Source organism: Paraburkholderia sp. GV068, from assembly GCF_003058125.1.
Taxonomy (GTDB): Bacteria; Pseudomonadota; Gammaproteobacteria; order Burkholderiales; family Burkholderiaceae; genus Paraburkholderia; species Paraburkholderia graminis.
The window spans coordinates 99,424-125,194 of sequence record NZ_QBUB01000017.1 but is presented as its reverse complement, the minus strand read 5'-3'; the positions used below and the strand labels follow the sequence as shown (position 1 = coordinate 125,194).

The following is a 25,771-nucleotide window of genomic DNA, read 5'->3' as shown; positions in this document are numbered from 1 at the left end:
GAGATCATCGCCGCTCAAAGCGGCCATTATCCCTTCGTCGAGGTGTATCAATTCCTCAGTGCCGACGGTGTATCAATTTACAGGTGCCGATGACAACGCATAGTAGTTGTGACGGAAATACATCCCATCTCCCGTCGGCACCGCATATCGTCCTTCAGTGCGCCGAGCGCGGCAGGCCTCGGCTCTAGCGTTCTGGTAGCGGGCACGTGCCGTGCATCTTTCCCCTAGTTCAGAAGGGGAGAGACATGCCGGGACGATGGAGTACGCCACGCAAGCCCGCACGACGGGTCGTCGACGACCCGCCAGGGACCATGCCATCAGTCATCGAGCCCGAACTGGCTACCCTTGTCAGCCGCGCCCCCGCTGATGGCGACTGGTCTTATGAAATCAAGTACGACGGCTACCGGATGCTCGTTCGTATCGAGGAAGGTTCGGCCAAACTCATCACGCGCAATGGGCATGACTGGACGGACAGAATGCCCAAACTGCGCAAGGCCGTTGAAGCGCTTCCCGTAGACGATGCGTGGTTAGACGGTGAAGTCGTCGTCCTGAATGCAGCGGGCACCCCAGATTTCAACGCGCTCCAGAACGCCTTCGACCGCCGCAGCACCGCCGACATTGTCCTGTTTGTATTCGACATTCTGTGGCTCAACGGCACCGATGTGCGAGACCAGCCGCTACGAGCAAGACGCCAGCTTTTGCGTGTGCTAATGGGCGAGGCCGAAGGTCCGCTGCTGCGGTTCTCCGACGACTTTGCGCAGGACCCCGATGCACTCGTCGCATCAGCGTGCAGGATGAAGCTCGAAGGCATCATTGGTAAGCGCGGTGACGCGCCATACCGCTCGGGTCGCTCCACCGACTGGATAAAGCTGAAATGCAACCTTCGGCAGGAGTTTGTGATTGGCGGCATCTCCCGAACGAAAGGCGCAAAGACCGGCGTGCATGCATTGCTTCTGGGCGTCTACGAGCAGGACGGCTCCCTCCGGTATGCAGGCAATGTGAAACCGTTCCTAGCGCCGGGCCAAAGCGCTGCGTTTTTAAAGAGACTTCAGCCCCTAAAGCAGAGCAAGCCGGCGTTTTATAACCCGCCCGAGCGCGACCGCGAGCGGGACTACCACTGGTTTGCACCGGAGGTCGTGTGCGAGGTCTCGTTTCTCGAATGGACACCTGGCGGCGAAATTCGCCACCCCGTTTTTCATGCCATCCGGGAAGACAAACCGGCACGCGCAGTGACGGAAGAACCGGTCGCCGATACCTCGGCAGGCGAGCCGGATGATTCTCGTGTCGGGTCGACCCGCGAGCGTCCGGGGCCGCGTGGTACCGTCATCATCGGCGACATAAAGGTCAGCAATCCTGGCCGCGTGATGGACGACGTCACTGGCCACACGAAGCTTGAACTCGCGCGATACTACGATGAGATTGCTGAATGGGCGTTGCCGTATCTTCATAACCGGCCTTTGACGCTCGTGCGTGCTCCGGACGGAATCAAGGGAGAACTGTTTTTCCAGAAGCACTCTGAACGCGTGCGGATACCGGGCGTCGAGGAATTGCCGGTGGACCTTTATCCGCGGCATCCGCCGCTGCTCGTTGCCAACAATGCGGAAGCACTTGTCGGACTCGCTCAGATGAGTGTCGTCGAACTGCACTCCTGGAACGCCGTCGCGCCCGACCTGGAACATCCGGACCGCGTTATTTTCGACCTCGACCCGGACCCCGCGCTCCCCTGGTCGGCCATGCTGGAAGCCGCGTCCCTTGTCAAACTTGTGCTCGACGAAATCGGGTTGAGGTCGTTTCCGAAGACTAGCGGCGGCAAGGGGTTTCACATCGTCGTACCGCTGACTCGCCGGCAAGGCTGGGATGAAGTGAAGGCGTTCTCGCAAGCGGTCGCCCGCCACATGTCACATGTCCTGCCTGAGCGCTTCTCGGCTGTATCCGGTCCTCGCAATCGCGTTGGAAAAATCTTCATCGACTATCTGAGAAACAGCCGAGGGGCGAGCACGGTCGCACCATTCTCCGTTCGTGCACGCTCGGGCATGGCGGTCTCAATGCCAGTTTCCTGGGACGAACTTAAGACCGTGGAGCGAGGCGACCAGTGGACGATGAAAAAGGCAGTTGCGCGGCAGCGTACGCTTAATGCTGACCCATGGGAGGGCTACTGGCGCGCACGGCAGGGCATCACTGCTGCCATGCGTCGGGCGGTCGGCATGAAGCCGTAATTGGAACGATACGCTTGCTCGTACCTTCGCCATCAGAGGGTGTTCAATGCGAAAATGGAAGTCCTGAATCCGCTGCGGCAGGTAACTAAGTATGAGTCGGCAGCCAGCCCAACAATGTCCGCAGCCGTTGCATCAGCCACTCCGTCTCGGCAACGCTAATCCAGCCTTCAACCTCGATGGCGCGTGTTATTCGCTGCAACGTGACCTAGCACGAACGCTGCGGATACTTGGCTGCGTCTTATCGCGCCTTCGCGACGAGTTGCTGCGCGAGGTCTTCGCAGATGGCCCACCGTTGAGCTCCGCAAAGAGGGTTATAGCATCGTCACCTCGCGGGTAAGCCAGCCGTCCGAGGTGGCCGGATTACTTCAGATTGCCAGACAGGAACTGCTTGAGCCGGTCCCTGCGGGGAGCAGTGAGGACCTCGTCCGGCGCGCCTTCTTCTTCAGTGCGACCCTGGTGCAAAAACATGACGTGCTTCGACACATTTCGCGCGAAGCCCATCTCGTGAGTCACGACGACCATAGTGCGACCTTCCTCAGCGAGCTTCTGCATGACGCGCAATACCTCGCCAACCAGTTCCGGGTCAAGAGCAGACGTGGGCTCGTCGAAGAGCATAACGTCCGGGTTCATCGCGAGAGCACGGGCGATGGCCACGCGCCGCTGCTGACCGCCCGAAAGGTGGGACGGGGCATTGCTTCCCGACACGAGGGGGAAAGCCGACCTTCTCGAGATACGCGTGCTCCTATGCCTCGCGACCGCTGGCGGGAGTAACCGGGCTGCACGGCCGCTTCGGCGGATGACAGAGGACCTGCTTTTGGGCAATTCACAGAGAGAGGTACGCTACGCCTCCGAACTACGTGACCGCATGGACGTTTCGCATCTACCATCGTGGCTGATGCTAGCGCGGCACCGCTGTTGCCCGTAGCCTGGACCTAAAGAAAGGCGGCAGGCTGCGAGTCACGACGCAGGGCATTTCGTACCGGTGCCCTATGGTCGGCCACCCATGATTACAAAGGCCTGCCGAGAGGGAAGACATTCATTCGACGGCCTTTTTGGCCCCCTTTGGTCAAACTAGGGCATGCGTCAAGCCAGACGTATAAATCAACTAGACCTTGCGGATGTGCTTTTCGCTGATGTCGTGGATGGAGGTTACGCCAAGTAGACCAAGGTCCCGCCGAATCTCTTCGTGCAGAAGCCTTATTGCATGAGAAACGCCAACTTCACCTCCGATTGAAGCGGCATAGCCGAAGGGTCGACCCACGAAAACGAACTTGGCACCGAGGGCGAGTGCCTTCAGTGCGTCGGTGCCGCGTCGAATGCCGCTATCAAGCATGACCGGGACCGTCGGGACCGCTCGCACGATTTCGCTCAACACGGACAAGGGGGCAATCGAACCGTCAAGCTGGCGGCCCCCATGGTTCGATACGATGATGGCATCGGCGCCTGTTTCAACCGCCGTCTGTGCATCTGGGGCGCTCAAGATGCCTTTGATGACCAGGGTGCCGGGCCACATGCGCCGAATATTCTGAAGGTGCGTCCACGTTAGATGCCCTCGGTCCGAAAAGTCCCGAAGCACCGTCGACGACAATATCGGCGCGCCGCGTTCGGCGTAGTTATTCTCAAAGTGAGGCATTCCGTGCTTCGCAAGCGTCCGAAAGAAGGTGCCGAACAGCCACGAAGGATGCGTGATGCCATCAAGAGCCAGGCGCAGCGAAGGTTTGAGAGGGGTCGAAAAGCCTGTTCGAATATTGTTTTCCCGGTTGGCGGCGACCGGGGTATCAACGGTGATGACGAGTGTCTTGAACCCAGCTTTCTTGACTCGCTCTATCAGGGCGGTGATGCGAGCATCCTCGCCAGGCAAATAAGCCTGGAACCAGGCATCAGGATGTTCCTTGACGACCTCCTCGAGCCGAATCAGCGACGACCCGCTCATAATCATCGGCACGTTCGCGGCCCGGGCCGCGCGCGCCATCACGATGTCACCGCGGTAGGCGAAAAGCGCACTCAATCCCATCGGTGCAAGACCGAACGGAGAAGCGTAGGTATGACCGAACAAGGTCGTGGCGGTCGAGCGCTGTGAAACGTTCACCAGCGCTCGCGGTATGAATGCGTAGGAACGGAAGCTCTCGCGAGTCATGAACAGCGAGACGTTGTCTTCCGCCGCGCCGTGCACGTAGCCAAAGATGGGGCGTGGCAGATGACGTCTGGCTGCCGCCTCGAAGTCGTCGAGGCTGAGAATCCTGGAGAATTTGGAACCACTGCCAGCCGGCGATTTCATAATCTTGGTAGCGTTGAAGAGATAAGAATCACGCTGCGAATCCGAGTGAGAGCGTGTAATCAGCCTCTTGCTTCGCGAACTGAGCGAGGGCCGATATGAACGCGCGAGTGTCGTCGGTCCGCCACTTGAAACAGTATTCGATGCTGGGTAGCTCCGGCACCGTCTTGAAAGCGTTCAGTTGACCTGCATCAACCAAATTGCGCATGAAAAGACGCGGGAGGAAACTGATGCCAACGTCAGCCAAGGTCAGCCCAACGATTGCGCTCAGGCTGTTGCACGCCAGGATTCGTCGACCGTGTGACTTATTGGCGGCAGCCCATGCCTCATATTCTGAAGTCAATCGAGACTCAGCAGTCATCGTCAAGATTGGATAGCGCGCGATGTCCTCTGACTTCAACACGGTACCGGCGGGTATGCGCTTGGGTGACGACATCCATGCAAAATCCAGTATCGCCAGCGGCAGGGAAGTAAGCGTCGGATTGTCTTCGCTGCTCTGGGGCAAAATGGCGAAGTCTATCTCGCCACGAACAAGGCGTCGCTCAAGCCCTGCCGCCAAGTCGACATACGGCTCTAATGCCAAATCCGGATGCTCGGTCGTAATCCGGGCAACGAACTTCGGGAACCAGGTAAGTGCCGTGAGCTCACTGACGCCAAACCGACACAGCCCAGACAGTCGCGGGGGTGTACCGAGAAGTTCATGAATCTCGCCCTCGAACTGCAGAATCTTGTGAGCGTGGCCGAGAATTCGAGTGCCGTGTTCCGTCAAGATGGACCGCTGCGCCGAGCGGTCGAAGAGCGGTACGTTGAGCGCCGCCTCAAGTTCAGCAATGCGCTTCGAGAGAGTGGATTGTGTTACGTGGAGGCGGGTAGCGGCCACTGAGAAGCTGCCAAGGCTTGCCGCCCAGTAGAAGGCCTCAAGCTGTTTGAGAGTCATATCGCTTTGGGAAACCTACGAGGGACACCGCGACTTCGCGGTGTCCCATTATAGGTTGTCGCCACGGGCCAGGACGACTTGCTGGGGTGACGGACAGCTGCTCTTACGCGTTTCGCTCAACAAGCTGCTTGCTCCCGGCGCGCGCGCCTTCTGTCACCGTCTCGCCTGCGCCTGCGCCTGCGCCAGATGCCGCAGTGCGCGGTTCGATGATGCTGAGCACGAGGACGAAAGTTGCAGCTGAGCAGGCCGCGAGGAAAGCAAACACCGCAGGCCAGCCTGACTTATCGAGAATGAGGCCGACGATGAACGGAGCAAATGCGCCGCCGAGAGAGCCGCCCGTGTTCACGATAGACGCTGCGAGCGGCACCTTTTCACGGGTGGCAATGCCCATCGGATACACGAGGAACGTTGAGTACCCAAGGTTCAGGAGCACGCCTGCAGTGAAGAAAAGCAGCGCGAGCAGTGTCGGGTCGTTGGGTGCGAACAGAAGCGCATACATCATGCCGACTGTCGCAACCGAGGTAATCAGCATTACCGGCTTGCGGCGCCGCGCAAACACTCTGTCCGAAAGCCATCCGCCAAGCAAGTTGCCCACGATTGCGCCAACCCAAGGGGCCGAGGCTACTGCGCCCATCTTCATCACCGAGAAGTGTTTCACGCTGACGAGGTAGGTCGGCACCCAAGTCATGATGGCGTAGGTGATGCCAACCAGGAAGAAATAGCCTAGCGCGCACCCCCATACGTTCCAGGAGGTAAAGATGGAGCGAGTGGTCGAGAGCAGTTCCGTCCGGCGGGTACGAATCAAACGGTCAACCCACGAGTGTTCAACAGAGTTGACAGTCTTTTTGCCTTCTTTCGCTTGTTCTACCGGCGGAGGTGACTTGATGTACTCGACCTCGCTCTTCGAGACAAACCGCGATTCCTTCGGTTCATCGCGGACCAACCAGAACCAGAGAAGCGAGCTGACAAGTCCCGGCACGGCAAAGATGAAGAACACATCTCGCCATCCGAACTTCAGAAGCAACAGCGCACACAGCGGAGGCACAAATGCCGGAGAGAACTTGATGGCCGAGATGAATACACCGGCTGCTAAGCCCTTCTCCTGAGGTGGGAACCATCTGTTAATGGTGGACACGATACCGATGTTGAGAGGACCTTCGGCAAGACCGAGGACGGTACGCGCAGCCTTGAGCTGAAAGACGCTTCCAGCCATGCCCATAAACAACGTTGACAGGGAGGTCAGGACCATCGAGCCGACCATAATTCCTCTGATGCCGAGCTTGCCAAACAGATACCCGGACGGAATTTGGACGATGGCGTAGCCAAAGTAAAACAGACTGGCCATCGCCCCAATGTCAGTGTTGGACAGGTGATATTCATTCCGAATCGTTGGGATGACGACTCCGAGGTTTGCGCGGTCTGCACCTGCAATGCAGTACGTCACGAATATCATCGTGAGCACAATCCATCGATAGCCAGTTCGGGCGTCCTTACTACTGTTCATGCATGTCTCCTTCGTGGCTGGCAACGCCGGCCGATTATTACGGCTCTCTGACCGTGGCCCATCCTAAGACGTCTGAAAGGGCGTGACATAGCGACTTTTCTCGATGTTCCAGCATTCCTTTTTTGACTTGCGTACAAACCCTTATTGCCCTCCTATGGCGGGCAAGTCGGGCGCGACAGGCTCGCCCCGCGTTTGGCAACGGCGCTCCGCGCTCACATAAGCGTTTGACATTTAGGGTTATACCGGACAGTCGAGAATCGAATGGTCCTGCGTCGAAAAATGTCGCTACGTGTGGGCTTCTCGACGCTCTTATGCTTTGTTCCGTTACTTCTCCATCCGCGGAACAAGCACATGAAAGTATTCGTCATGGACCCGATTGACCCGAGCGCAGTTGAACTGCTCTCAAGGGCTCACACGGTCGTCAACTACCCCGAATCGCGTAGTGCCGACTGGCACACAAACGCAGACGCCGTTGTCGTCAGAACTTTCGAAGTCAGAGCAACGGACTTCCCGAAGGCTAGTAACCTGAAGATTGTCGCGAAGCATGGCACCGGCGTGGATAACGTCGACATCGAGGCCGCAAGCGAAGCTGGCGTTTTGGTGACCAACACACCGGGAGCCAATGCCAACGCCGTCGCTGAATACGCGCTCGCTATCGCCCTGGCGCTCGCCAGAAAGGTCAGCGTCGCCGACCGGACGTTACGTCTACCCGCGCAAACGCAACTCCAGGGCGGGGTTGAACTGACCGGAAAAACTGTCGGTCTTCTCGGCTTCGGTGACATCGGCCGGAGAACGGCACGTCTCTTCAAGGCTGCATTCGGTTCCGAGCTCGTGGTGTACGACCCATATGCTCCTCAGGCAGCATTTGCAGAGCTCGGCGCAATCCGTGTGAATTCCATTCACGAACTTCTTCCGCTATGTGACCTTGTCAGCCTGCATCTGCCGCTCCTGGCTGCCACGAAGAACCTCATTGGCGAAGCCGAATTCAAGCTCATGCGCGACTCCGCGCTTTTCGTCAACGTGGCGCGCGGCGGCATTGTAGACGAAGGCGCTCTATATCAAGCGCTGGTCGACGGACAGATTGCAGGGGCGGCCAGCGACGTATTCGAGACCGAACCGGTACCGGCGTCGCATCCGCTGTTGACGCTCGAAAACTTTGTCGCATCTCCGCACATCGCGGCCAGTAGCAAAGAGTCGCTCGTACGGATGGGCCATGCGGCCGCGCACGCGGTCATCGAAGCGCTGGCTGGCCGTACACCGCCCCACCAAGTCCTCCCGAAGCCGAACGTCATCAACGCAATTGCTTAAGGTCACCACATGAAAACGAACCGTTTCAACGAAACCGCCAGCTTCGAACGAGTTACACCGGAACAAATCGAGCGCGCCCGTGAATTTCAGTCCGCAGTTTTGTGCGATGTCGCCGGCCGTCGCGGCGCTCTGCACGGCGACATTCAGCCGCTCACTCCGACCATGGTCGTTGCAGGCCCGGCGTTCCCGGTCGAAGTCCGTCCAGGCGACAACCTCATGTTCCACGTCGCGTTGGCACTTGCAAAGCCAGGTGACGTCATCGTCGTTGATGGCAAGGGGTATCAGTCGGGGGCGCTCTTCGGCGAATTGATGGTGTCGCAGGCAGAAGCCGCCAAGCTCGGCGGTCTGGTCGTCGACGGTGCTGCACGGGATGTCGCGACGCTTCGTAACAGCACGATGCCGATTTTTGCGAATGGCCGTAATCCTGCTGGTCCGACTAAAGGTCTCGACGGCCGCATCGGCGTGCCCATTTCGTTGGGTGGTGTGTCGGTTGAACCGGGCGATTTGGTTATCGGTGACTGCGACGGCGTCGTCGTTATCCCGCGCTCCGACGTCGACAAGGTTCTGAAGGCCGCCGAGAAGAAGCTGAAAGCAGAGGCTCAACGCCTCTCGGAAATCCGTGACGGCATCCTCGTGTCGCCGTGGCTTGACGACGCGTTGCGCGCTGCCGGCGTGATTGGCATGGAGGAGACGCTCGAGTAATTGCTTTCGCGGTCGCAAAACTATATCTGGAGACGATGCAATGAAACGCCGATATTGGATATACCTATTCTTGTTCATGCTGACGGTCGTAAACTATGTCGACCGTGTGGCGTTGTCGATTGCATCTTCCCAGATAAGCAAGGAATTTTCGCTGTCTCCGGTCAATCTCGGCTATCTGTTCTCGTCGTTCCTGTGGCTGTACGCGGTGGCGTTAGTTCCGATGGGGTTGCTAGTCGACCGTTTTGGAAGCAAGCGCCTTAACGCGTGGGGCATCGGTTTCTGGTCCTTGGCCACCGCGTTGACTGCTTTTACCGGCGGGTTTGTTTCGCTCTTCTCGACCCGACTTCTGATGGGCCTCGGGGAGTCGACTTCTTACCCTGCAGGCGGCCGAGTCATTCGTGAATGGGCACCTGCTTCCGAGCGCGGAATCGCAACATCTATCTTTCATGCCGGCAGTCTCCTCGGCCCGGCGATTGGCGCCATCGGCCTCGGATGGGTTGTGACGACTTATGGGTGGCGTGCCGCATTCTTGGTCGCCGCTTCGACTGGCTTTGTCTGGTTAGCCGCGTGGCTCGTGTGGTTCAGGCAGCCCGAAGACGCCAAGTGGTTGAGCAAAGAGGAGCGCGAGCACATCTTGGCTTCTCGAAACTCCGCCGGCGCCTCGAGCCTTGTAGAACCGCAGCGGCTTGGCTTCGCAGCGCTGGTTCGCTCGAAGACCATCTGGGCCATCGCTTTCACTCACGGTTGCGCCGTATATGCGACGTACCTCTTCCTGACCTGGTTGCCGAGCTACCTGCAGGCAGAGAAAAGCATGAGCGTTACACGCAGTGCACTGTTCACCGCGGTTCCTTACGCCGGTGCAGCAATGCTTGGTGTACTGATTGGCATGTGCAGCGACCGGTATCTGCGCGGGAAGAACATCTCCGGCGGGAGTCGGCGGGCGGTAGTAGCGGTCTGCTTGCTGATGTCGGCGCTCATTCTGCTGGTTCCGATGGCCAACGACCTGTGGCTTGTGACGCTGCTGCTGACTCTTTCTCTTACAGGTTGCACGGCGTCGGTCGCATCGAACCTCTCACTGGTCAATGACATGTTGCCTTCGAAGAAGGACTCGGGTACGGCCATCGCAATGATTAGCGTAGGTGGCAATGGTTTTGGGTTGATGGCTCCTATCGCGACCGGCTACGTTGTCTCGATGACGCATAGCTACCGGACTGGGTTCATCATCACAGGCGCTCTGGTGCTGGCGGCTGCCGCTGCAACAATGCTCCTCACGCGTCGTCCCATCACTGCAACGGAGGCATCCAGCGATGTTTGCATTACCCGAAACGCTTGAAGCCCAACCGTTCGCATGTTTGCCCGATGAACTACGTACGGGTTCCGTGAAAAGCGAATGGAACTCCGGCCAACCGGCTGGTCTGCATGCAACCAGCTTCCTGGAAGGCCCGTCATTTGACCGCGACGGAGTTCTCTGGTGCGTTGACGTGGTCAACGGGCGAATACTGAACATCGACCAAGATGGCGAATTCTCGGTCGCGGTCGAATACGATGGCTGGCCGAACGGTCTCAAGATTCGCGAAGATGGCCTCGTGTTCATCGCCGACTACAAGAACGGCATCATGGTCCATGAGCCCGGCTCGAAGGTCGTGAAGCCCTTTCTGGTTCGCGCCGGCATGGAGCGATTCAAGGCCGTCAACGACTTGTTCTTTGCCGCCAATGGTGACCTTTTCTTCACAGACCAAGGCCTCACCGGTCTGCATGACCCGACCGGACGCGTCTTCCGCATAACGCGAGACGGCAAGGTGGATTGTCTGCTATCAAATGTTCCCAGCCCGAACGGCCTGGTGATGGACCACGATGAGCATGCGTTGCTACTGGCGGTAACGCGGGCGAATGCGGTCTGGCGGGTGCCAATCCTCAACGGTGGCGTCGCAAAGGTCGGCACGTTCATCCAGCTTTCGGGCGGGGTTGGCCCTGATGGATTGGCGCTAGATTCCTCGGGCGGTCTGCTGATTGCCCATGCTGGAATGGGAGCCGTCTGGGTTTTCAACGCCCGAGGCGAGCCGACATACCGCGTAAATACGGCCGCCGGCAATCTGTCCACGAACCTCGCGTTCGGTGGACCAGAAAACAGAGACATCTTCATTACCGAATCTCGCAGCGCTCAGATTTATCGAGCACGCGTCGAGGTTCCGGGAAAAGTGTTGGTTTCGCATCGGCCCGCAGGCTAACGGCGCGTCACAGCGGGCGGGGCAACTTGCTCCGCCAAGCCGCAGCTCTCGCCACATACATCGCATTTCGCTTGCTAACCAAGGAGCTTTTGCCTTGTCCGACGAGACACGTGTCGCCTATCGTTGCCCTCTGCCTCCTGCCACAACCCGCTTACTCGGCAGAGCGTGACGGAAGCGTCATCCTCACTACGAGCCAACAAGTGGACGGAAAAGCTGACATCGCCAAGTTGCAGTACCAGTTGAATCAGCGCCTCGGCACCGTCCACCACCCAACCATCCGCGCTCGCGCAGTCGGCGCCGCGAGAGGAGGCCACGACAAAGAAGTTCGGCGTGAGGTCCGTCCATCCAACGCAGCGCCACGCAAGAAGTGGCTGCATGAGCCTCTTCTTTATGGGATGTGGCTCTTCCCAACTGCTGTCAGTAAATAGCATCACAAAAGACCACCGAAATGACGCTGAGCGTTACACCGGGCCCTCATCAGTTCCTCGTATAAGGTAAAACGGCAAGTTAACGTCGCCACAATCGCTAGCAAGCAGGGCGACACGTCCTAGGTGTGGGCAACATCCGCCCGCCACGCCCTTAGATGAGCGAAGTCTACGAGACTAAATATGAATAGTAAAGACTGTCTGTTTATAAACTGGATATTTACAAACTGTAGATTTAAGCGCTGCAATGATTGATGCTCCTGCCCCATATGGCAGACGAGGCAATTGCACGTCAGGAAGCGGTCCGAGACCGACTGTCGACGAATCTAAAATTATTTCGCGGCAAGCTGAGCATGTCCCAGGAAGTCCTGGCAGACCGTGCCGGTTTGCATCGCACTCATGTAAGCCAAATCGAACGGGGAAACGTCAACGTCGCGCTCGACACATTAGTCGCATTGGCGATGGCGCTTGGAGTCAGCGAGGCGCAGTTGCTAACCGAGCAGGATGAGCTGCCGATTCCGATGAAATCCGGGCGAAAGAAGGCTTTGGCGGACTCAGCGCCAAAGCCGCCACGGGCGAAGGACTGATTCCCTGCCGAGCGACCCGTCCTTAATTTAATCGCGCTCTCGAATGCGCGAATCGCTAATACGGGGAAGTTAAGCCGTGCTACTTCCCGTGTGCACAACTCTGCTGCCCACACCACAAGGGTGTGGACAGCCGCCCGTTGGGCGGTGCCAGAGTTGCACACACTCGAGCGTCTGACGCGCCCCTAGCGGGGCTTGCCCTATTTAGAGATAAGACAGCTTCCAGTCACACCTGCTCGTAGCTAACAGTTAGGACACGGCATAACGAAGCGGCCGGATTCCTTCGGCAGATCGGCGGGAGCGAGGTTGACCGTGATGCGCCGCACGGGAAAATCGAAGCCGCAGTTTTGCAGCGCGGCGCGCACGCGCTCGCGGCTTTCGCGGACTTCCAGATCGGGAAGTCCAACGATCGAAAAAGAGGGTAGCCCGTTGGCGAGGTGAACCTCGACGGTTACTTCGGGCGCGCGGCCGGCGGCCGGCGCGCGACTGCGCACCACGGCAAGCGACATGTTTTCTCCCGTCGGACCGCGCACAAGTGGCGCGCTGCGGTCCCCTTAATACGCTGATGACGTCACGGCTCGCTTGCCTGTGATGTGCAGCTCGATGCAGCTAACGCGCTGCCTGCGAAACCGTCAGAGCGTTTGCGTCGTGACGGGCAGCTTCTGTTCGAGTTCCGCGACGCGGCGCTCCAGTTCTTCGAGGCGCGCACGCGTGCGCACCAGCACCTGGGTCTGCGTATCGAATTCCTCGCGCGTGACCAGATCGAGCTTCGAGAAGCCTTGCGACAGCATCGCTTTCACATTGCGTTCGACGTCTTTGGCCGGCGAGTTTTTGAACAGCTCGCTCATGCGCGCCTGGATGTCGTTGAAAACGTCGTTTGGTTGTTTCATGGTGTTCCCCTTGATGCACAAAAAATGTGCAGCGTTTCGTTACGTCTGTGCCTCGCGTCTGACGATGCGCTGCGTTGGTGCGTGCACGCCGGCTGTGCTTCGCCGCGTGAGCCCGTTTGGTGCGCGTCGGCGCTTGCAGACCCTGCGGACACTCTAGCAATGATCCAGGCGGCGCGCCACAGCGCAGCGCGCGCGTTGGCCATCTGGACAAGGGCGGCTGCACCCCTTGCCGGGCGTGCACCGGCGGCAGTCTGACACAACATGGCATACGAGTTGCTCTTACTGCCCCGCGCGTTCTGCCGGCACGAATTTCCGGCAGGGCAACGAGACCAGGCGAAAGGGCAACGAGTACCACCAGGCTTGCGCGAGCGGCCTACAGGCAGCTTACGAGACGGTTACGCAGCGGTTCCGCGGCGGTTACGCAAACGGGTTAGCAACGGTTTTTGGCAACTAAGCGAGGGATTTCATGAAACTCATCACCGCAATCATCAAGCCGTTCAAGCTCGATGAGGCGCGCGAAGCCTTGTCGGCGATCGGCGTCTCCGGCATCACGGTAACCGAGGTCAAGGGGTTCGGCCGTCAGAAGGGCCATACGGAGCTGTATCGCGGCGCGGAGTACGTCGTCGATTTCCTGCCGAAAGTGAAGATCGAGGCGGCTGTCTCGGACGACATCGTCGATCAGGCCATCGAGGCGCTGGAACGCGCGGCGCGCACCGGCAAGATCGGCGACGGCAAGATTTTCGTCACGCCGATCGAGCAGGTCATCCGGATTCGCACCGGAGAGACCGGCGCGGATGCTCTGTAACACCAAAAGATAGCGACACAGATAGCGACAAGAGGAAACGAAAGATGCGCAAATTATTGATGTCCTTGCTGATGGCCGGTTCGCTGCTCGCGGGCGGTATCGGCGCCGCCCTCGCGGACGACGCTTCCGCCCCCGTAGCCGCCTCGGCCGCTGCATCCGATACGGCGGCAAGCGCGCCGGCAGCGGACGCTTCGGCGGCCGCAGCAGCATCGGCGCCCGCCGCCGACGCCTCGGCTGCACCTGCAGCAAGCGCCGCCGCGGCCGCCCCCGCCGCATCGGACGCCGCTCCGGCTGCGCCCACCGCGCCGTTCTCGGTCGACTCGTCGAAAATCAATTCGGGCGACACCGCCTGGATGCTGACCTCCACCGCGCTCGTGCTGTTCATGACGATCCCGGGCCTCGCGCTCTTCTACGGCGGCATGGTCCGCAAGAAGAACGTGCTGGCGACGCTGATGCAAAGCTTCGCGATCACCTGCCTCGTGACGATCATCTGGGCGGTCGTGGGCTACAGCCTCGCGTTCACGCCGGGCGGCTCGTTCATCGGCGGCTTCTCGCGCTTCTTCATGTCGGGCATGAACTACATCAAGGGCGACAAGGCCACGACGCTGACCGTCAGCCATCTCGCGCAGACGATCCCCGAAACGGTCTACTTCGTCTATCAGATGACGTTCGCGATCATCACGCCGGCGCTGATCACCGGCGCATTTGCCGACCGCATGAAGTTCTCGGCGATGCTCGTCTTCATGAGCCTGTGGTCGATCATCGTCTACTCGCCGATCGCGCACATGGTCTGGGAACCGACCGGCTGGCTGGCGACCGCGGGCATCCTCGACTTCGCGGGCGGCACCGTGGTGCACATCAATGCCGGTATCGCCGGTCTGGTCTGCTGCCTAGTGCTCGGCAAGCGTGTCGGCTACGGCAAGGAAGCGATGGCTCCGCACAACCTCACGCTGACGCTGGTCGGCGCCGCGATGCTGTGGGTGGGCTGGTTCGGCTTCAACGCGGGTTCGGCAGTGGCGGCAGACGGCCGTGCCGGTTTCGCGATGTTCGCAACGCAAGTGGCAACCGCAGCGGCAGCGCTCGCATGGATGTTCGCCGAATGGGCCGCGAAGGGTAAGCCTTCGGTGCTCGGTATCGTGTCGGGCGCAGTGGCGGGTCTGGTCGCCATCACGCCGGCTTCGGGCTTCGTCGGCATGACGGGTTCGCTCGTGATCGGCATCGTGGCCGGCGTGGTCTGCTTCTGGTCGGCAACGTGGCTCAAGCACAAGCTCGGTTACGACGATTCGCTCGATGCGTTCGGCGTGCACTGCGTCGGCGGTATCGTCGGTGCGCTGCTGACCGGCGTGTTCGCGGTGAAGGACATCGGCGGCTTTGACGGCAGCGTGCTGCTGCAAGCCAAGGGCGTCGTGACGACGCTGGTCTACAGCGGCGTGGTGAGCTTCATCCTGCTGAAGGTCATCGACATGACGATGGGCATCCGCGTGACGGAAGAACAGGAACGCGAAGGTCTGGACGTGAGCCTGCACGGCGAACACGTCGAATAACGAAGGCGTTTCACGAGCCCGCGCTCCCGGGCTCGCCGAGCCTCACCGGCTCATAAAGGTAGCAACAGGCAGCAACAGGTAGCAACAAGCGCAGCGATTTGGCCCGCCTTCATGGCGGGCTTTTTTCTTGCTGGCCTTCTTGTTCACGACAGTTTCCCCTGCCTATCATTGCGATAGGGAGAATGCATTCCGGCTGGCTTGCGAATGGAGAAACCATCCCCAAATGGGCAAAGCATTTGCTCTACAATCTTTTTTCTCCAGTCTGCGAGTGATCAATGGTTCCGCACCTAGTTACGGCGTTAAACGGCCCGCTGCTCGATCTCGAGCGGAAGATCCTCGACGCTACTCCCGCAATCGAACGCTGGTTCCGGCTCGAGTGGCAGGAGCACACGCCGCCGTTCTATTGCTCGGTCGACCTGCGCAATGCGGGTTTCAAGCTCGCGCCCGTCGACACCAATCTGTTTCCCGGCGCGTTCAATAATCTGCCGCAGGAAGTGCTGCCGCTTGCCGTGCAGGCGGCAATGGCGTCCATCGAAAAAATCTGCCCGGACGCGAAGAATCTGCTCGTCATTCCCGAGCGCCACACACGCAACGCGTTTTATCTGGAGAACGTCGCCCGGCTCGCCGCGATCATGCGCCAGGCCGGCTTGAACGTGCGTTTCGGCACGCTCGACGAAAGCATCAACGGGCCCGTCACCATTGCGCTGTCCGACGGCCAGAAACTCGTGCTCGAACCGCTCGAGCGTTCGCAGCGCCGCCTCGGGCTGAAGAATTTCGATCCGTGCTCGATTCTGTTGAATAACGATCTGTCGGGCGGCATTCCGCCCGTGCTGGAAAATCTGCACGAGCAGTATCTGCTGCCGCCGCTGCATGCCGGCTGGGCTGTGCGCCGCAAATCGACGCACTTCTCGTGCTATGACGACGTCGCGAAGAAATTTGCGAAGATGGTCGAGATCGATCCGTGGATGATCAATCCGTACTTCGCGCATGTGGAAGGCGTGGATTTCCAGGAGCGCACCGGCGAGCAGGCGCTGGCCGATGCGATCGACGGCGTGCTGAAGAAGATCGCGAAAAAGTATCGCGAGTACGGCATCTCCGAAAAGCCGTATGTCGTCATCAAGTCGGATGCGGGCACGTACGGCATGGGCGTGATGACGGTGCACGACGCGTCGGAAGTGGCCGCGCTCACGAAGCGCGAACGCGCGAAGATGGCGGCGACGAAAGACGGCCTCGAAGTGCACGACGTGATCGTGCAGGAAGGCGTGTACACATTTGAGCGCATCGGCGAGGAAGTGGCCGAGCCGGTCGTTTATATGATCGACCGCTATGTGGTGGGCGGCTTCTACCGTGTGCACGGCAGCCGCGAGCGCGACCAGAACCTGAACGCGCCGGGCATGCACTTCGTGCCGCTCGGCTTCGAGCACACCGCGCTGCCGGACGCGCACGCGAAGCCGGGCGCGGCGCCGCCGAACCGCTTCTACATGTACGGCGTGGTGGCGCGGCTCGGCTTGCTGGCTGCATCGGTCGAACTGGAAAAGACCGATCCGGAAGCCATTCAGGTTTGAACGCAGCCGTGTGAGATTGCCGGGCGCGGGCAGCGCGTAGGCCGCCCCGCGCCGTTTTCATCGACGATGTTCACGCCGAGTTCACGCCGCATTCACGCGTAATACACGCTCGATTCACGATCAACGCCAGGCCCTCCAGGGCGCAACGGGACCTTCATGGACATTCTTTTCATCGCCGATCCGCTCACGCAGTTCAAGATCTACAAGGACTCCACTTACGCGATGATGGCCGAGGCCGCGCGCCGCGGCCATACGCTGTACTTCTGCGAGCCGAAGCATCTCGCGTGGACGGGCGGCGACGTCGAAGCCAACGTGCAGCGTTTTGCGATCACGGGCGACGTGACCGATTTGCACCGCGACGAATGGTATGCGGCAGACGCCGCCGCGCCGCGCTCGCTGAAGGACTTCAGCGCGGTCGTCATGCGCAAGGACCCGCCGTTCGACATGGAATACGTGACGTCCACGTGGCTGCTCGAACTGGCCGAGCGCGCGGGCGCACGTATCTTCAACAAGCCGCAGGCGATTCGCGATCATTCCGAAAAGCTCGCTATCGGCGAGTTCGCTGAATTCGTCGCGCCCACGCTGGTCACGCGCGATCCGGCGCGACTCAGGGCGTTTCACGAGCAGCATGGCGACGTGATTCTGAAGCCGCTCGACGGCATGGGCGGCATGGGCGTATTCCGCGTGAAGCCGGACGGCATGAACCTGGGCTCGATCGTCGAAATGCTGAGCCACGACGGCGCGCGTTCAGTGATGGCGCAAAAGTTCATCCCCGAAATTAAGGACGGCGACAAGCGCATTCTGCTGATCGGCGGCGAAGCCGTGCCGTATTCGCTCGCGCGGATTCCGCAAGGCAACGAGGTGCGCGGCAATCTGGCCGCGGGCGGTTTGGGCGTGGCGCGTCCGCTGACCGACCATGACCGCAAGATCGCCGATACGCTCGCGCCCGTGCTGGCGGCACGCGGTCTGCTGCTGGTTGGGTTGGACGCCATTGGCGACTGGCTGACCGAAGTGAACGTGACGAGCCCGACGTGCTTCCGCGAGATCATGGATCAGACGGGCTTTGACGTCGCCGCCATGTTCGTGGACGCGCTGGAGCGCGCGGCGGGCTGAGCGGCCGTCTTGAAACTGGGCGGCGGCCCCCAAACTGACAGACAGGATCAGCATCATGTCCGCTGCGGGCGGAACGGCGGCGCGGGCCCGAAAAACGGGCCTGCTACAATGCCCGCTCTCCGCGTCGATTTGTAGCGATACGCTCCGCAAGGAGTCATCGCATGCACGGCGGAGCCTTGAAACGGGCAGGTTCGGTGGGCGCCGCTGCGGCGTCGCATTCGAGGTTCTGTTCGCGAAAGGCGTATTTCCGGCTCTCATGGCCAACGGCCGGCCGAGGGCGCGAGCGTTTCGGACAGCGTTCCGATCCACGTTTGGGGCCGTCTTTTTGCAGTAGGCTGACATGGCAGGCATTCTGATCATTGCGCACGCACCGTTCGCCACCGCGTTGCGCGACTGTATTTCGCATATTTACGGCGGTTTGCCGGCTCGCATCGGCGTGATGGACGTATCGCCCGACTGCGATCCCGCGCAAATGGTTTCCTTCGCCGAGTCCGAGATTGCGCGCCTCAAAGAAGAGAACGGCGCGCTCGTGCTCACCGACATGTTCGGCGCCACGCCCGCGAATATCGCCGGGCGGCTGGCTTCCGTGCCCGACGTGCGCGTGCTGTGCGGCGTCAATCTGCCGATGCTCGTGCGCGCGGTCTGTTATCGCGCGACGCCGCTCGACACGCTGGTGGACAAAGCGCTCGCCGGCGCGACCAAGGGCATTCACGCGATCGGCCCGGCAGCACCCGCGCCCGCCGAGGCCGCGGCTGTCACCGCCGACTGTCTGCCCGCGTTGCCGGCCGATGCGGACCTCGCGCAGAAGACCGGGCCGGCCGGTTTATAGTCGCTTGCAGTGCAACCTCGCAGTACACCCTGATTCGCAGTTCTACTTTTCACAACAACACTTACCCGCGCTTCGGACCAACACATGCTGCAACAGGAAACGACTATCGTGAACAAGCTGGGGCTGCACGCGCGCGCGTCGGCCAAGTTGACGCAACTCGCAGGCAACTATCAGTCGGAAATCTGGATGAGCCGCAACGGCCGCCGCATCAATGCGAAAAGCATCATGGGCGTGATGATGCTGGCTGCGGGCATCGGCAGCACGGTGCTGATCGAAACCGAAGGCGCCGACGAAAAAGAAGCCATGGACGCATTGTTGAAACTGATCGCGGATAAATTCGGCGAAGGCCAGTGAGCTGGCGAATCGACAGTGCAATGAAGAAGAACGCCGCGGCTATCGCTCCGCGGCGTTTTTTTTAGCGCGCGACAATATGCGGACGCGCATGACTACGCGGGCGTTATGCCTCGCTCTTACGCGCTTTCGTGCTGCACTGCACACAGCATTCGCGTACGTCTGCGGCGGCGCGGAATTTATAATGACGACGAGAGTCTGAGAGCATTGCAGCGGTTTGCCGCGGCATCACACAACTAGAGGAGGTGCGCGTGTCGTTCACGCTGCATGGAATTCCCGTGTCACGCGGTATCGCCATCGGGCGGGCCTACCTGATCGCCCCGGCTGCACTTGACGTAGACCACTATCTGATCGAACCCGCGCAGATCGAGAGCGAGGTCGAGCGCTTTCGCACGGCCCAGCAACGCGTGCATGTCGAGCTCGACGCGTTGCGCGCCGACCTTGCCGCAGACGCGCCTAGCGAAATGGGCGCGTTCATCAACGTTCATTCAATGATCCTGAACGATGCAATGCTCGTTCAGGAAACCATCGACCTCATTCGCACGCGCCGCTACAACGTGGAGTGGGCGCTGACCGAGCAGCTCGAACGGCTGTCGCGTCATTTCGACGACATCGAAGACGAATATCTGCGCGAGCGCAAAGCCGATATCGAGCAAGTGGTGGAGCGCGTGCTGAAGGCGCTGGCGGGTGCGTCGGCTACGCTCGTGGACGGCGTGCACGGCGCCTGCAGCGAGATGATCGTGGTCGCGCACGACATCGCGCCGGCCGACATGATGCAGTTCAAAACGCAAACGTTTCAGGGCTTCGTCACCGATCTCGGCGGCCGCACGTCGCATACGGCGATCGTCGCGCGCAGCCTTGGCATTCCTGCCGCGGTCGGCGTGCAGCACGCGAGCGCGCTGATTCGTCAGGACGACCTGATTATCGTCGACGGCGATCATGGCATTGTGATCGTCGATCCCGCGCCGATCGTGCTGGAGGAGTACTCGTACCGGCAAAGCGAAAAGGCGCTCGAGCAACGCAAGCTGCAGCGCCTCAAATTTTCGCCGACGCAAACGCTGTGCGGCACGCGCATCGAACTGTGCGCGAACATCGAGTTGCCGGATGACGCGCGCGCCGCGCTCGATGCGGGCGCGACCGGCGTCGGCCTGTTCCGCACCGAGTTCCTGTTCATGAATCACAAAGACCGCATGCCCGAGGAGGAGGAGCAGTTCGAAGCCTACCGGCGCGCGGTCGAGTTGATGAACGGGCTGCCCGTCACGATTCGCACGATCGACGTGGGCGCCGACAAGCCTCTCGATTCGATGGGCGGCGGCGACGGCTACGAGACCGCGCCCAACCCGGCGCTCGGGCTCAGGGCGATTCGCTGGAGCCTGTCCGAGCCGCAAATGTTCCTCACGCAATTGCGCGCGATTCTGCGTGCATCGGCGTTCGGCACGGTGAAGATTCTGGTGCCCATGCTCGCGCATGCGCAGGAGATCGATCAGACGCTCGACCTGATTCGCGAAGCGAAGCGTCAACTCGACGACGCAGGGATCGCGTACAACCCGAACGTGCAAGTCGGCGCGATGATCGAGATTCCGGCCGCCGCGATTGCGCTGCCGCTCTTTCTGAAGCGGCTCGATTTCCTGTCGATCGGCACCAACGACCTGATCCAGTACACGCTCGCTATCGACCGCGCGGACAATTCCGTCGCGCATCTGTACGACCCGTTGCATCCGGCCGTGCTGCATCTGATCGCGTTCACGTTGCGCGAGGCAAAGCGGGCGGGCGTGCCTGTGTCGGTCTGCGGTGAGATGGCGGGCGATCCGACGTTGACGCGTCTATTGCTCGGCATGGGGCTCACCGAGTTTTCGATGCATCCGAGCCAGTTGCTCGAGGTCAAGCAGGAAGTGTTGCGCTCGCATCTGAAGACGCTGGAGAAGCCGGTGGCCGATGTGCTGGCATCGTTTGAACCGGAAGAGGTGCAGGCTGCGCTGAAGCGGGTCGCGCAAGCCTGATTGATCGATCACACACACGCGTGAATGACAAACGCCGCACATGTGCGGCGTTTGTCGTTGTGGCTTACCCTTTGAACGTGCTTAGTGGCCGTGGCGTTTTCCGCAGACGGGGCAGTCCGGCTGGCGCGCAATGCGCATCGTGGTCCATTCCATTCGCAGCGAATCGAGCATGGTCAGCCGCCCGGCGAGCGACGTTCCGATTCCGCCGATCACCTTCAGCGCTTCGGCCGCCTGCATCGAGCCGATGATGCCGACCGTAGGCGCAAACACGCCCATCGTGGAACACGCAACTTCTTCGAACGGCTGGTCTTCGGGGAACACGCACGCGTAGCACGGCGATGCTTCGTCGCGGAAATCGAATGTGCTGATCTGGCCGTCGAAGCGCAACGCCGCGCCCGACACGAGCGGCACGCCGTGCTTCACGCAGGCGCGATTGATCGCATGACGAGTCGCGAAGTTGTCCGTGCAATCGAGCACGACCGTGGCGCCCGGCACTTGCCGATCGAGCCACGCATCGTCGACGCGTTCGGCGACCGCGTTCACATGCACTTCGGGATTGATCTGCGCGAGCGTGTCGCGGCCGGACTCGACCTTCTTGCGTCCGACCGACGCGCTGACATGCAGGATCTGCCGTTGCAGGTTGGTGAGGTCGACCGTATCGGCATCGACCAGCGTCAAGCGTCCGACGCCCGCCGCCGCGAGGTACATCGCGGCAGGCGAACCCAGCCCGCCCGCGCCGACGATGATCGCGTGCGCATCGAGAAAACGCTGCTGCGCCTCGATGCCGATTTCGTCGACGAGAATGTGGCGGGAATAGCGAAGGAGTTGATCGTCGTTCATGGCGGGAGCCGGCGTGTCTTCGCGGCGCATTGACCGCGAAGACACAGGAGGTTGCTTGCGCGACTACTTGCCTTGCGTGGCCGGAGCCGACGCCGGCGCCGGACCCGACGCGCCGGGCACCGGTTGCGTCGGCTTCACAGCAACCGGCGCGGACGCCGACGTAGCCGGCTTGTTCTGCGCGAGACGCCGTTCGGTTACCGACTTCGACTCCTGCACCGGCTTGCCTTCGAGCTTGTTCAGCGCCTGCGTCAGCATGAAGTCGTCGGCGGAACCGAATTCGACCGGCTTGCGCTCACGATCTTTCTGACGCTGTTCCGGCGTCTTCTTGTCGTTCTGCTCTTCGAGCTGACGCAACTGGTCCATGCGATCCTGCTCGCGCTTCTCGGCTTCCTTCTTCTCGTTCGGATCTTGCGTGTTGGCAAGGTGGTTCGAGTAGTCGACCTCGCGCGTGACGAGTGCGTCGTCCGGATCGCCTTCCGCGTATTGATCGACCGCGATGTCAGGACGGATGCCCTTGTTCTGGATCGAGCGGCCGCTCGGCGTGTAGTAATACGCCGTGGTCAGACGCAATGCGGTGTCGGCGGTCATGGGGCGCACGGTCTGCACCGAGCCCTTGCCAAAGGTCGTCTTGCCGACGATCAACGCGCGATGCTGATCCTGCAACGCACCCGCGACGATCTCCGACGCCGACGCCGAATACGCGTTGGTCAGCACGACCATCGGCACCGTCTTGAAGATCGGCGCTTCGTCCTTCAGCGGATCGCTGTCGAAAGATTGCAGACGGTAGTTGTCGTAAGTGTCGCGATAAACCTGCTTCGAATCGGGAATCTGCCCGTTGGTGGACACGACGACGGAGTTCGGCGGCAGGAACGCGCCGGCGACGCCGACCGCGCTTTGCAGCAGACCGCCGCCGTTGTTGCGCAGGTCGAGCACGAGGCCCTTCAGGTTCGGCTGCTGACGCGCGATGTCCTGCAGCTTCGCCGCGAGGTCAGGCGTGGTGCGTTCCTGGAAGCTCGTGATACGCACGTACGCGTAGCCCGGCGCAAGAATCTTCATCTTCACCGACTGCACCTTGATGACGGCACGCGTCACGGTGAGCGGGAACGTGCGGTCGTCGGTCTTGCGGAAGATGGTGAGCGTGACCTTCGTGCCCGGCTCGCCGCGCATCTGCTTGACGGCCTGGTCGAGCGTCATGCCGCGCACCGGCTTGTCGTTGATGCGCGTGATCAGGTCGCCCGGACGAATGCCGGCGCGGAACGCAGGCGTGTCTTCGATCGGCGAAATGACTTTAATCAGGCCGTCTTCCGACGAGATTTCGATGCCGAGGCCCGCGAAGCGACCTTTGGTCTGCTCTTGCAGTTCCTCGTAATCGGTCTTGTCGAGGTAGGACGAATGCGGGTCGAGGCTCGACACCATGCCCTTGATCGCGGCGGTGAGGAGCTTTTTATCGTCGACGGGTTCGACGTATTCGTGCTTGATCTGACCGAACACTTCGGCAAAGAGCCTGAGCTGGTCCAGCGGCAAGGGCGCGGCGGCGGCGCTGGCGGGCTGCTGCGCCGAAGCGGAAAGTTGCAGGGTGGCAAATACACCGGTAGCAAGGCCCGCGGCGATCAGGCCGATATTTTTCAGGTTCTTTCGCATAGAGTCTGTTGCGGTCGGAAGCGCGTGGCAGCGTCGATAGAGATGGGGACGGACAAGTATAACTGCACACCCGCCAACAGAGGGCGCGGGGCAGGCAATCGTGATTCGACAGCGGGATGCGTGCCGGGTTCGGCGCAATGTGCGCGCGGCTGCGAAGTAATGTGCCGTAACCGAAGACGGCGGCCAGAATGGCGCGCTCAAAAGAAACGGACCGCGCTAACCGGTACGTCTTGCCGGTCGGCGCGGTCCGCTGGCGACGCACTGCTGCGTTTCTCGTCACCTTGTTTAACAAAGAGTGGCGGCCAATGAGCACGCCATGCCGGCCAACCTTAGCCGGCTTTGCCCTGCTTGGCGACGGCCGCCTGCGCCTTCGCGATCGCTTCCTGGTCGCCCAGATAGTAGTGCTTGATAGGCTTCAGGTTCTCGTCGAGTTCATAGACGAGCGGCACGCCGTTCGGAATATTCAGCCCGACGATGTCATCGTCCGAAATGTTGTCGAGGTACTTCACCAGCGCGCGGATCGAGTTGCCGTGCGCGGCGATCAGCACCTTGCGGCCCGACTTGATGGCCGGCGCGATCGACTCGTTCCACAGCGGCAGCACGCGCGCGACCGTGTCTTTCAGACACTCGGTGAGCGGCAGTTGCTCGCGCGGCACCTTCGCGTAGCGCGGGTCGTTGTACGGCGCGCGTTCGTCGGTCGGCTCGAGCGCCGGCGGCGGCGTGTCGTAGCTGCGGCGCCAGACGAGCACCTGTTCGTCGCCGAACTTGGCTGCAGTTTCGGCCTTGTTCAGACCCGACAGCGCGCCGTAATGGCGCTCGTTCAGACGCCACGAATGGACGACGGGGATATACATCTGATCCATCTGATCCTGCACGTGCCACAGCGTGCGAACGGCGCGCTTGAGCACCGACGTGTACGCGATGTCGAACGTATAGCCGTTTTCCTTCAGCAGCACGCCCGCCTGCTGCGCTTCACGGTTGCCCTGTTCAGTGAGGTCGACGTCGACCCAGCCCGTGAAGCGGTTTTCCTTGTTCCACGTCGATTCGCCGTGGCGGATGAGAACGAGTTTGTACATAAGATTGCCGGTCGGTAGTGAGGAAGCGGTAAAGCGCTGCGAAGCGCCCGCCGAGGAGCGCCGCCATCGCGTCAGACGCTTATTTTATAATGGGCGGATTGCCCTTTCCGATTTCTCTCTTTTTCGGCGGATTTTCCGTGAAGTTTTTCACTGATTACACAAACCTTGTCCTGATCGCGATCGTCCTCATCTCCGGTGGGTTGCTGCTGTGGCCGACCATCAGCCGGCGCGGCCGCGGTGGCCTGTCGGCCGCCGAAGCCACGCAACTGATCAACCGGCGCAACGCGGCCGTTATCGACCTGCGTCCGTCGGCCGACTTCGCCAAGGGTCATTTGCCCGCGGCGCGGCACCTCGAATTCGCCGAGTTGCAAGCAAAGGTCGCGCAACTGGTGAAGAATAAGAACAACCCCGTGCTGCTGGTCTGCCAGACCGGCCAGCAGTCGAACAAGGCAGCGCGTATCGTGCAGGACGCAGGATATGCGGAAGTCCACGTTCTGGAAGGCGGCGTCGACGCCTGGCAGAAAGCCGGCATGCCGGTTGTGAAACAAGGAGTAGCCAAGTGAACAAAGTGATCATGTACAGCACGCAGGTGTGCCCGTATTGCCAGATGGCCGAACGTCTTTTAAAGTCGCGCGGCGTCGAGAATATCGAAAAAGTACTGATCGACAAGGACCCGGCCCGTCGTGAGGAAATGATGACCAGGACCGGTCGTCGCACGGTGCCGCAGGTGTTCATCGGCGAGAAGCATGTCGGCGGGTACGACGACCTTTCCGCGCTGGATCGCGCGGGCGGTCTGACGCCTCTGCTCGAAGCCGCCTGAATTCGCGCGCCTGTTGCGCGCGCGTGTCGGCGGGTGAAACACAAGCCGGCGCATCGTTGCTCCTGAAAGGGGCGGACGGCGCGCCGCAACTATCTGGCGGCCCTTGAGACTCAGGGGC

Annotated in this window: 22 protein-coding genes and 2 pseudogenes; 15 read left to right on the top strand and 9 right to left on the bottom strand. The window is 60.8% G+C overall.

All coding sequences use genetic code 11. From position 1 onward, the window contains the following. The first annotated feature begins 311 nt into the window (after positions 1-311). Positions 312-2,216: a DNA ligase D gene (ligD, locus tag C8K18_RS27855; protein ID WP_107710523.1), complete on the top strand. Its 1,905-nt coding sequence runs from the start codon at positions 312-314 to the stop codon at positions 2,214-2,216. A 360-nt stretch (positions 2,217-2,576) separates the two neighbouring features. On the opposite strand, the pseudogene C8K18_RS27850 reads toward ligD, so the two are convergent. The 4 genes and pseudogenes from C8K18_RS27850 to C8K18_RS27835 all read right to left on the bottom strand — a co-directional run. Continuing rightward, positions 2,577-2,903, bottom strand: a pseudogene (locus C8K18_RS27850) (ATP-binding cassette domain-containing protein); the annotation flags it as partial. 418 nt (positions 2,904-3,321) lie between these two features. Then, positions 3,322-4,494 (bottom strand): alpha-hydroxy acid oxidase, encoded by a 1,173-nt coding sequence (locus tag C8K18_RS27845; protein WP_107710522.1) that lies wholly within the window; start codon positions 4,492-4,494, stop codon positions 3,322-3,324. A gap of 28 nt (positions 4,495-4,522) precedes the next feature. Next, a complete protein-coding gene (locus tag C8K18_RS27840) occupies positions 4,523-5,428 on the bottom strand; it encodes a LysR family transcriptional regulator (RefSeq protein WP_107710521.1) in 906 nt (301 codons plus the stop codon). 103 nt (positions 5,429-5,531) lie between these two features. Then, positions 5,532-6,932 carry an MFS transporter gene (locus tag C8K18_RS27835; RefSeq protein ID WP_107710520.1) on the bottom strand — a complete coding sequence of 467 codons (1,401 nt, stop codon included), beginning with the start codon at positions 6,930-6,932 and terminating at the stop codon, positions 5,532-5,534. Positions 6,933-7,283: 351 nt separating this feature from the next. Between C8K18_RS27835 and C8K18_RS27830 the strand changes: the two genes are divergently transcribed. The 5 genes from C8K18_RS27830 to C8K18_RS27805 all read left to right on the top strand — a co-directional run bounded on the left by C8K18_RS27830 (position 7,284) and on the right by C8K18_RS27805 (position 12,182). Next, positions 7,284-8,240 carry a hydroxyacid dehydrogenase gene (locus C8K18_RS27830; RefSeq protein WP_165919866.1) on the top strand — a complete coding sequence of 319 codons (957 nt, stop codon included), beginning with the start codon at positions 7,284-7,286 and terminating at the stop codon, positions 8,238-8,240. A 9-nt stretch (positions 8,241-8,249) separates the two neighbouring features. Beyond that, positions 8,250-8,942 carry an RraA family protein gene (locus C8K18_RS27825; protein ID WP_107710518.1) on the top strand — a complete coding sequence of 231 codons (693 nt, stop codon included), beginning with the start codon at positions 8,250-8,252 and terminating at the stop codon, positions 8,940-8,942. A gap of 40 nt (positions 8,943-8,982) precedes the next feature. Further along, a complete protein-coding gene (locus C8K18_RS27820) occupies positions 8,983-10,275 on the top strand; it encodes an MFS transporter (RefSeq protein ID WP_107710517.1) in 1,293 nt (430 codons plus the stop codon). Beyond that, on the top strand, positions 10,250-11,170 hold the full coding sequence (locus tag C8K18_RS27815) for an SMP-30/gluconolactonase/LRE family protein (RefSeq protein ID WP_107710516.1): 921 nt from the start codon (positions 10,250-10,252) through the stop codon (positions 11,168-11,170). Before C8K18_RS27820 ends, C8K18_RS27815 begins: the two co-directional genes overlap by 26 nt. Positions 11,171-11,849: 679 nt before the next feature. After that, the gene (locus C8K18_RS27805) at positions 11,850-12,182 is read left to right on the top strand and encodes a helix-turn-helix domain-containing protein (protein ID WP_107710514.1); all 333 of its coding nucleotides are present in this window, start codon (positions 11,850-11,852) and stop codon (positions 12,180-12,182) included. A 254-nt stretch (positions 12,183-12,436) separates the two neighbouring features. Here C8K18_RS27805 and C8K18_RS27800 read toward each other — a convergent pair. Then, positions 12,437-12,688: pseudogene (locus C8K18_RS27800) on the bottom strand (magnesium chelatase domain-containing protein); the annotation flags it as partial. A 123-nt stretch (positions 12,689-12,811) separates the two neighbouring features. Further along, a complete protein-coding gene (locus C8K18_RS27795; RefSeq protein WP_006048090.1) occupies positions 12,812-13,069 on the bottom strand; it encodes an accessory factor UbiK family protein in 258 nt (85 codons plus the stop codon). 466 nt (positions 13,070-13,535) lie between these two features. Here C8K18_RS27795 and C8K18_RS27790 point away from each other — a divergent pair, with 466 nt between their 5' ends. From C8K18_RS27790 to ptsP, 7 genes are all read left to right on the top strand, one after another. Continuing rightward, positions 13,536-13,874, top strand: coding sequence for a P-II family nitrogen regulator (locus C8K18_RS27790; RefSeq protein WP_006048089.1), 339 nt, complete (start codon positions 13,536-13,538; stop codon positions 13,872-13,874). A gap of 44 nt (positions 13,875-13,918) precedes the next feature. Then, the gene (locus C8K18_RS27785) at positions 13,919-15,418 is read left to right on the top strand and encodes an ammonium transporter (RefSeq protein ID WP_006048088.1); all 1,500 of its coding nucleotides are present in this window, start codon (positions 13,919-13,921) and stop codon (positions 15,416-15,418) included. Between the two features lie 275 nt (positions 15,419-15,693). Then, positions 15,694-16,983: a glutamate--cysteine ligase gene (gene gshA, locus C8K18_RS27780; RefSeq protein WP_006048087.1), complete on the top strand. Its 1,290-nt coding sequence runs from the start codon at positions 15,694-15,696 to the stop codon at positions 16,981-16,983. 156 nt (positions 16,984-17,139) lie between these two features. Further along, positions 17,140-18,096: a glutathione synthase gene (gene gshB, locus C8K18_RS27775; RefSeq protein WP_006048086.1), complete on the top strand. Its 957-nt coding sequence runs from the start codon at positions 17,140-17,142 to the stop codon at positions 18,094-18,096. A gap of 340 nt (positions 18,097-18,436) precedes the next feature. Then, positions 18,437-18,925, top strand: coding sequence for a PTS sugar transporter subunit IIA (locus tag C8K18_RS27770; protein WP_006048085.1), 489 nt, complete (start codon positions 18,437-18,439; stop codon positions 18,923-18,925). Between the two features lie 84 nt (positions 18,926-19,009). Next, the gene (locus tag C8K18_RS27765) at positions 19,010-19,279 is read left to right on the top strand and encodes an HPr family phosphocarrier protein (RefSeq protein WP_006048084.1); all 270 of its coding nucleotides are present in this window, start codon (positions 19,010-19,012) and stop codon (positions 19,277-19,279) included. 248 nt (positions 19,280-19,527) lie between these two features. Continuing rightward, positions 19,528-21,276 carry a phosphoenolpyruvate--protein phosphotransferase gene (ptsP, locus tag C8K18_RS27760; RefSeq protein WP_053857456.1) on the top strand — a complete coding sequence of 583 codons (1,749 nt, stop codon included), beginning with the start codon at positions 19,528-19,530 and terminating at the stop codon, positions 21,274-21,276. An 81-nt stretch (positions 21,277-21,357) separates the two neighbouring features. Here ptsP and C8K18_RS27755 read toward each other — a convergent pair whose 3' ends face one another. The 3 genes from C8K18_RS27755 to gpmA all read right to left on the bottom strand — a co-directional run bounded on the left by C8K18_RS27755 (position 21,358) and on the right by gpmA (position 24,833). After that, on the bottom strand, positions 21,358-22,116 hold the full coding sequence (locus C8K18_RS27755; protein ID WP_029969653.1) for a HesA/MoeB/ThiF family protein: 759 nt from the start codon (positions 22,114-22,116) through the stop codon (positions 21,358-21,360). 63 nt (positions 22,117-22,179) lie between these two features. Continuing rightward, on the bottom strand, positions 22,180-23,757 hold the full coding sequence (locus C8K18_RS27750) for a S41 family peptidase (RefSeq protein WP_006048081.1): 1,578 nt from the start codon (positions 23,755-23,757) through the stop codon (positions 22,180-22,182). A 329-nt stretch (positions 23,758-24,086) separates the two neighbouring features. Further along, positions 24,087-24,833 (bottom strand): 2,3-diphosphoglycerate-dependent phosphoglycerate mutase, encoded by a 747-nt coding sequence (gene gpmA, locus C8K18_RS27745; RefSeq protein ID WP_006048080.1) that lies wholly within the window; start codon positions 24,831-24,833, stop codon positions 24,087-24,089. Positions 24,834-24,970: 137 nt separating this feature from the next. Here gpmA and C8K18_RS27740 point away from each other — a divergent pair, with 137 nt between their 5' ends. Together C8K18_RS27740 and grxC are read left to right on the top strand one after the other, a co-directional pair. Beyond that, positions 24,971-25,396, top strand: a complete 426-nt coding sequence (locus tag C8K18_RS27740) for a rhodanese-like domain-containing protein (RefSeq protein ID WP_029969654.1) — start codon at positions 24,971-24,973, stop codon at positions 25,394-25,396. After that, positions 25,393-25,653, top strand: a complete 261-nt coding sequence (gene grxC, locus C8K18_RS27735; protein ID WP_006048078.1) for a glutaredoxin 3 — start codon at positions 25,393-25,395, stop codon at positions 25,651-25,653. Before C8K18_RS27740 ends, grxC begins: the two co-directional genes overlap by 4 nt. The last annotated feature ends 118 nt before the right edge of the window (positions 25,654-25,771 follow it).

Coding starts and splice junctions, on each gene's coding strand:
- ligD (WP_107710523.1), top strand. CDS start 312: ATGCCATCAGTCATCGAGCCCGAACTGGCTACCCTTGTCAGCCGCGCC.
- C8K18_RS27845 (WP_107710522.1), bottom strand. CDS start 4,494: ATGAAATCGCCGGCTGGCAGTGGTTCCAAATTCTCCAGGATTCTCAGC.
- C8K18_RS27840 (WP_107710521.1), bottom strand. CDS start 5,428: ATGACTCTCAAACAGCTTGAGGCCTTCTACTGGGCGGCAAGCCTTGGC.
- C8K18_RS27835 (WP_107710520.1), bottom strand. CDS start 6,932: ATGAACAGTAGTAAGGACGCCCGAACTGGCTATCGATGGATTGTGCTC.
- C8K18_RS27830 (WP_165919866.1), top strand. CDS start 7,284: ATGAAAGTATTCGTCATGGACCCGATTGACCCGAGCGCAGTTGAACTG.
- C8K18_RS27825 (WP_107710518.1), top strand. CDS start 8,250: ATGAAAACGAACCGTTTCAACGAAACCGCCAGCTTCGAACGAGTTACA.
- C8K18_RS27820 (WP_107710517.1), top strand. CDS start 8,983: ATGAAACGCCGATATTGGATATACCTATTCTTGTTCATGCTGACGGTC.
- C8K18_RS27815 (WP_107710516.1), top strand. CDS start 10,250: ATGTTTGCATTACCCGAAACGCTTGAAGCCCAACCGTTCGCATGTTTG.
- C8K18_RS27805 (WP_107710514.1), top strand. CDS start 11,850: ATGCTCCTGCCCCATATGGCAGACGAGGCAATTGCACGTCAGGAAGCG.
- C8K18_RS27795 (WP_006048090.1), bottom strand. CDS start 13,069: ATGAAACAACCAAACGACGTTTTCAACGACATCCAGGCGCGCATGAGC.
- C8K18_RS27790 (WP_006048089.1), top strand. CDS start 13,536: ATGAAACTCATCACCGCAATCATCAAGCCGTTCAAGCTCGATGAGGCG.
- C8K18_RS27785 (WP_006048088.1), top strand. CDS start 13,919: ATGCGCAAATTATTGATGTCCTTGCTGATGGCCGGTTCGCTGCTCGCG.
- gshA (WP_006048087.1), top strand. CDS start 15,694: ATGGTTCCGCACCTAGTTACGGCGTTAAACGGCCCGCTGCTCGATCTC.
- gshB (WP_006048086.1), top strand. CDS start 17,140: ATGGACATTCTTTTCATCGCCGATCCGCTCACGCAGTTCAAGATCTAC.
- C8K18_RS27770 (WP_006048085.1), top strand. CDS start 18,437: ATGGCAGGCATTCTGATCATTGCGCACGCACCGTTCGCCACCGCGTTG.
- C8K18_RS27765 (WP_006048084.1), top strand. CDS start 19,010: ATGCTGCAACAGGAAACGACTATCGTGAACAAGCTGGGGCTGCACGCG.
- C8K18_RS27755 (WP_029969653.1), bottom strand. CDS start 22,116: ATGAACGACGATCAACTCCTTCGCTATTCCCGCCACATTCTCGTCGAC.
- C8K18_RS27750 (WP_006048081.1), bottom strand. CDS start 23,757: ATGCGAAAGAACCTGAAAAATATCGGCCTGATCGCCGCGGGCCTTGCT.
- gpmA (WP_006048080.1), bottom strand. CDS start 24,833: ATGTACAAACTCGTTCTCATCCGCCACGGCGAATCGACGTGGAACAAG.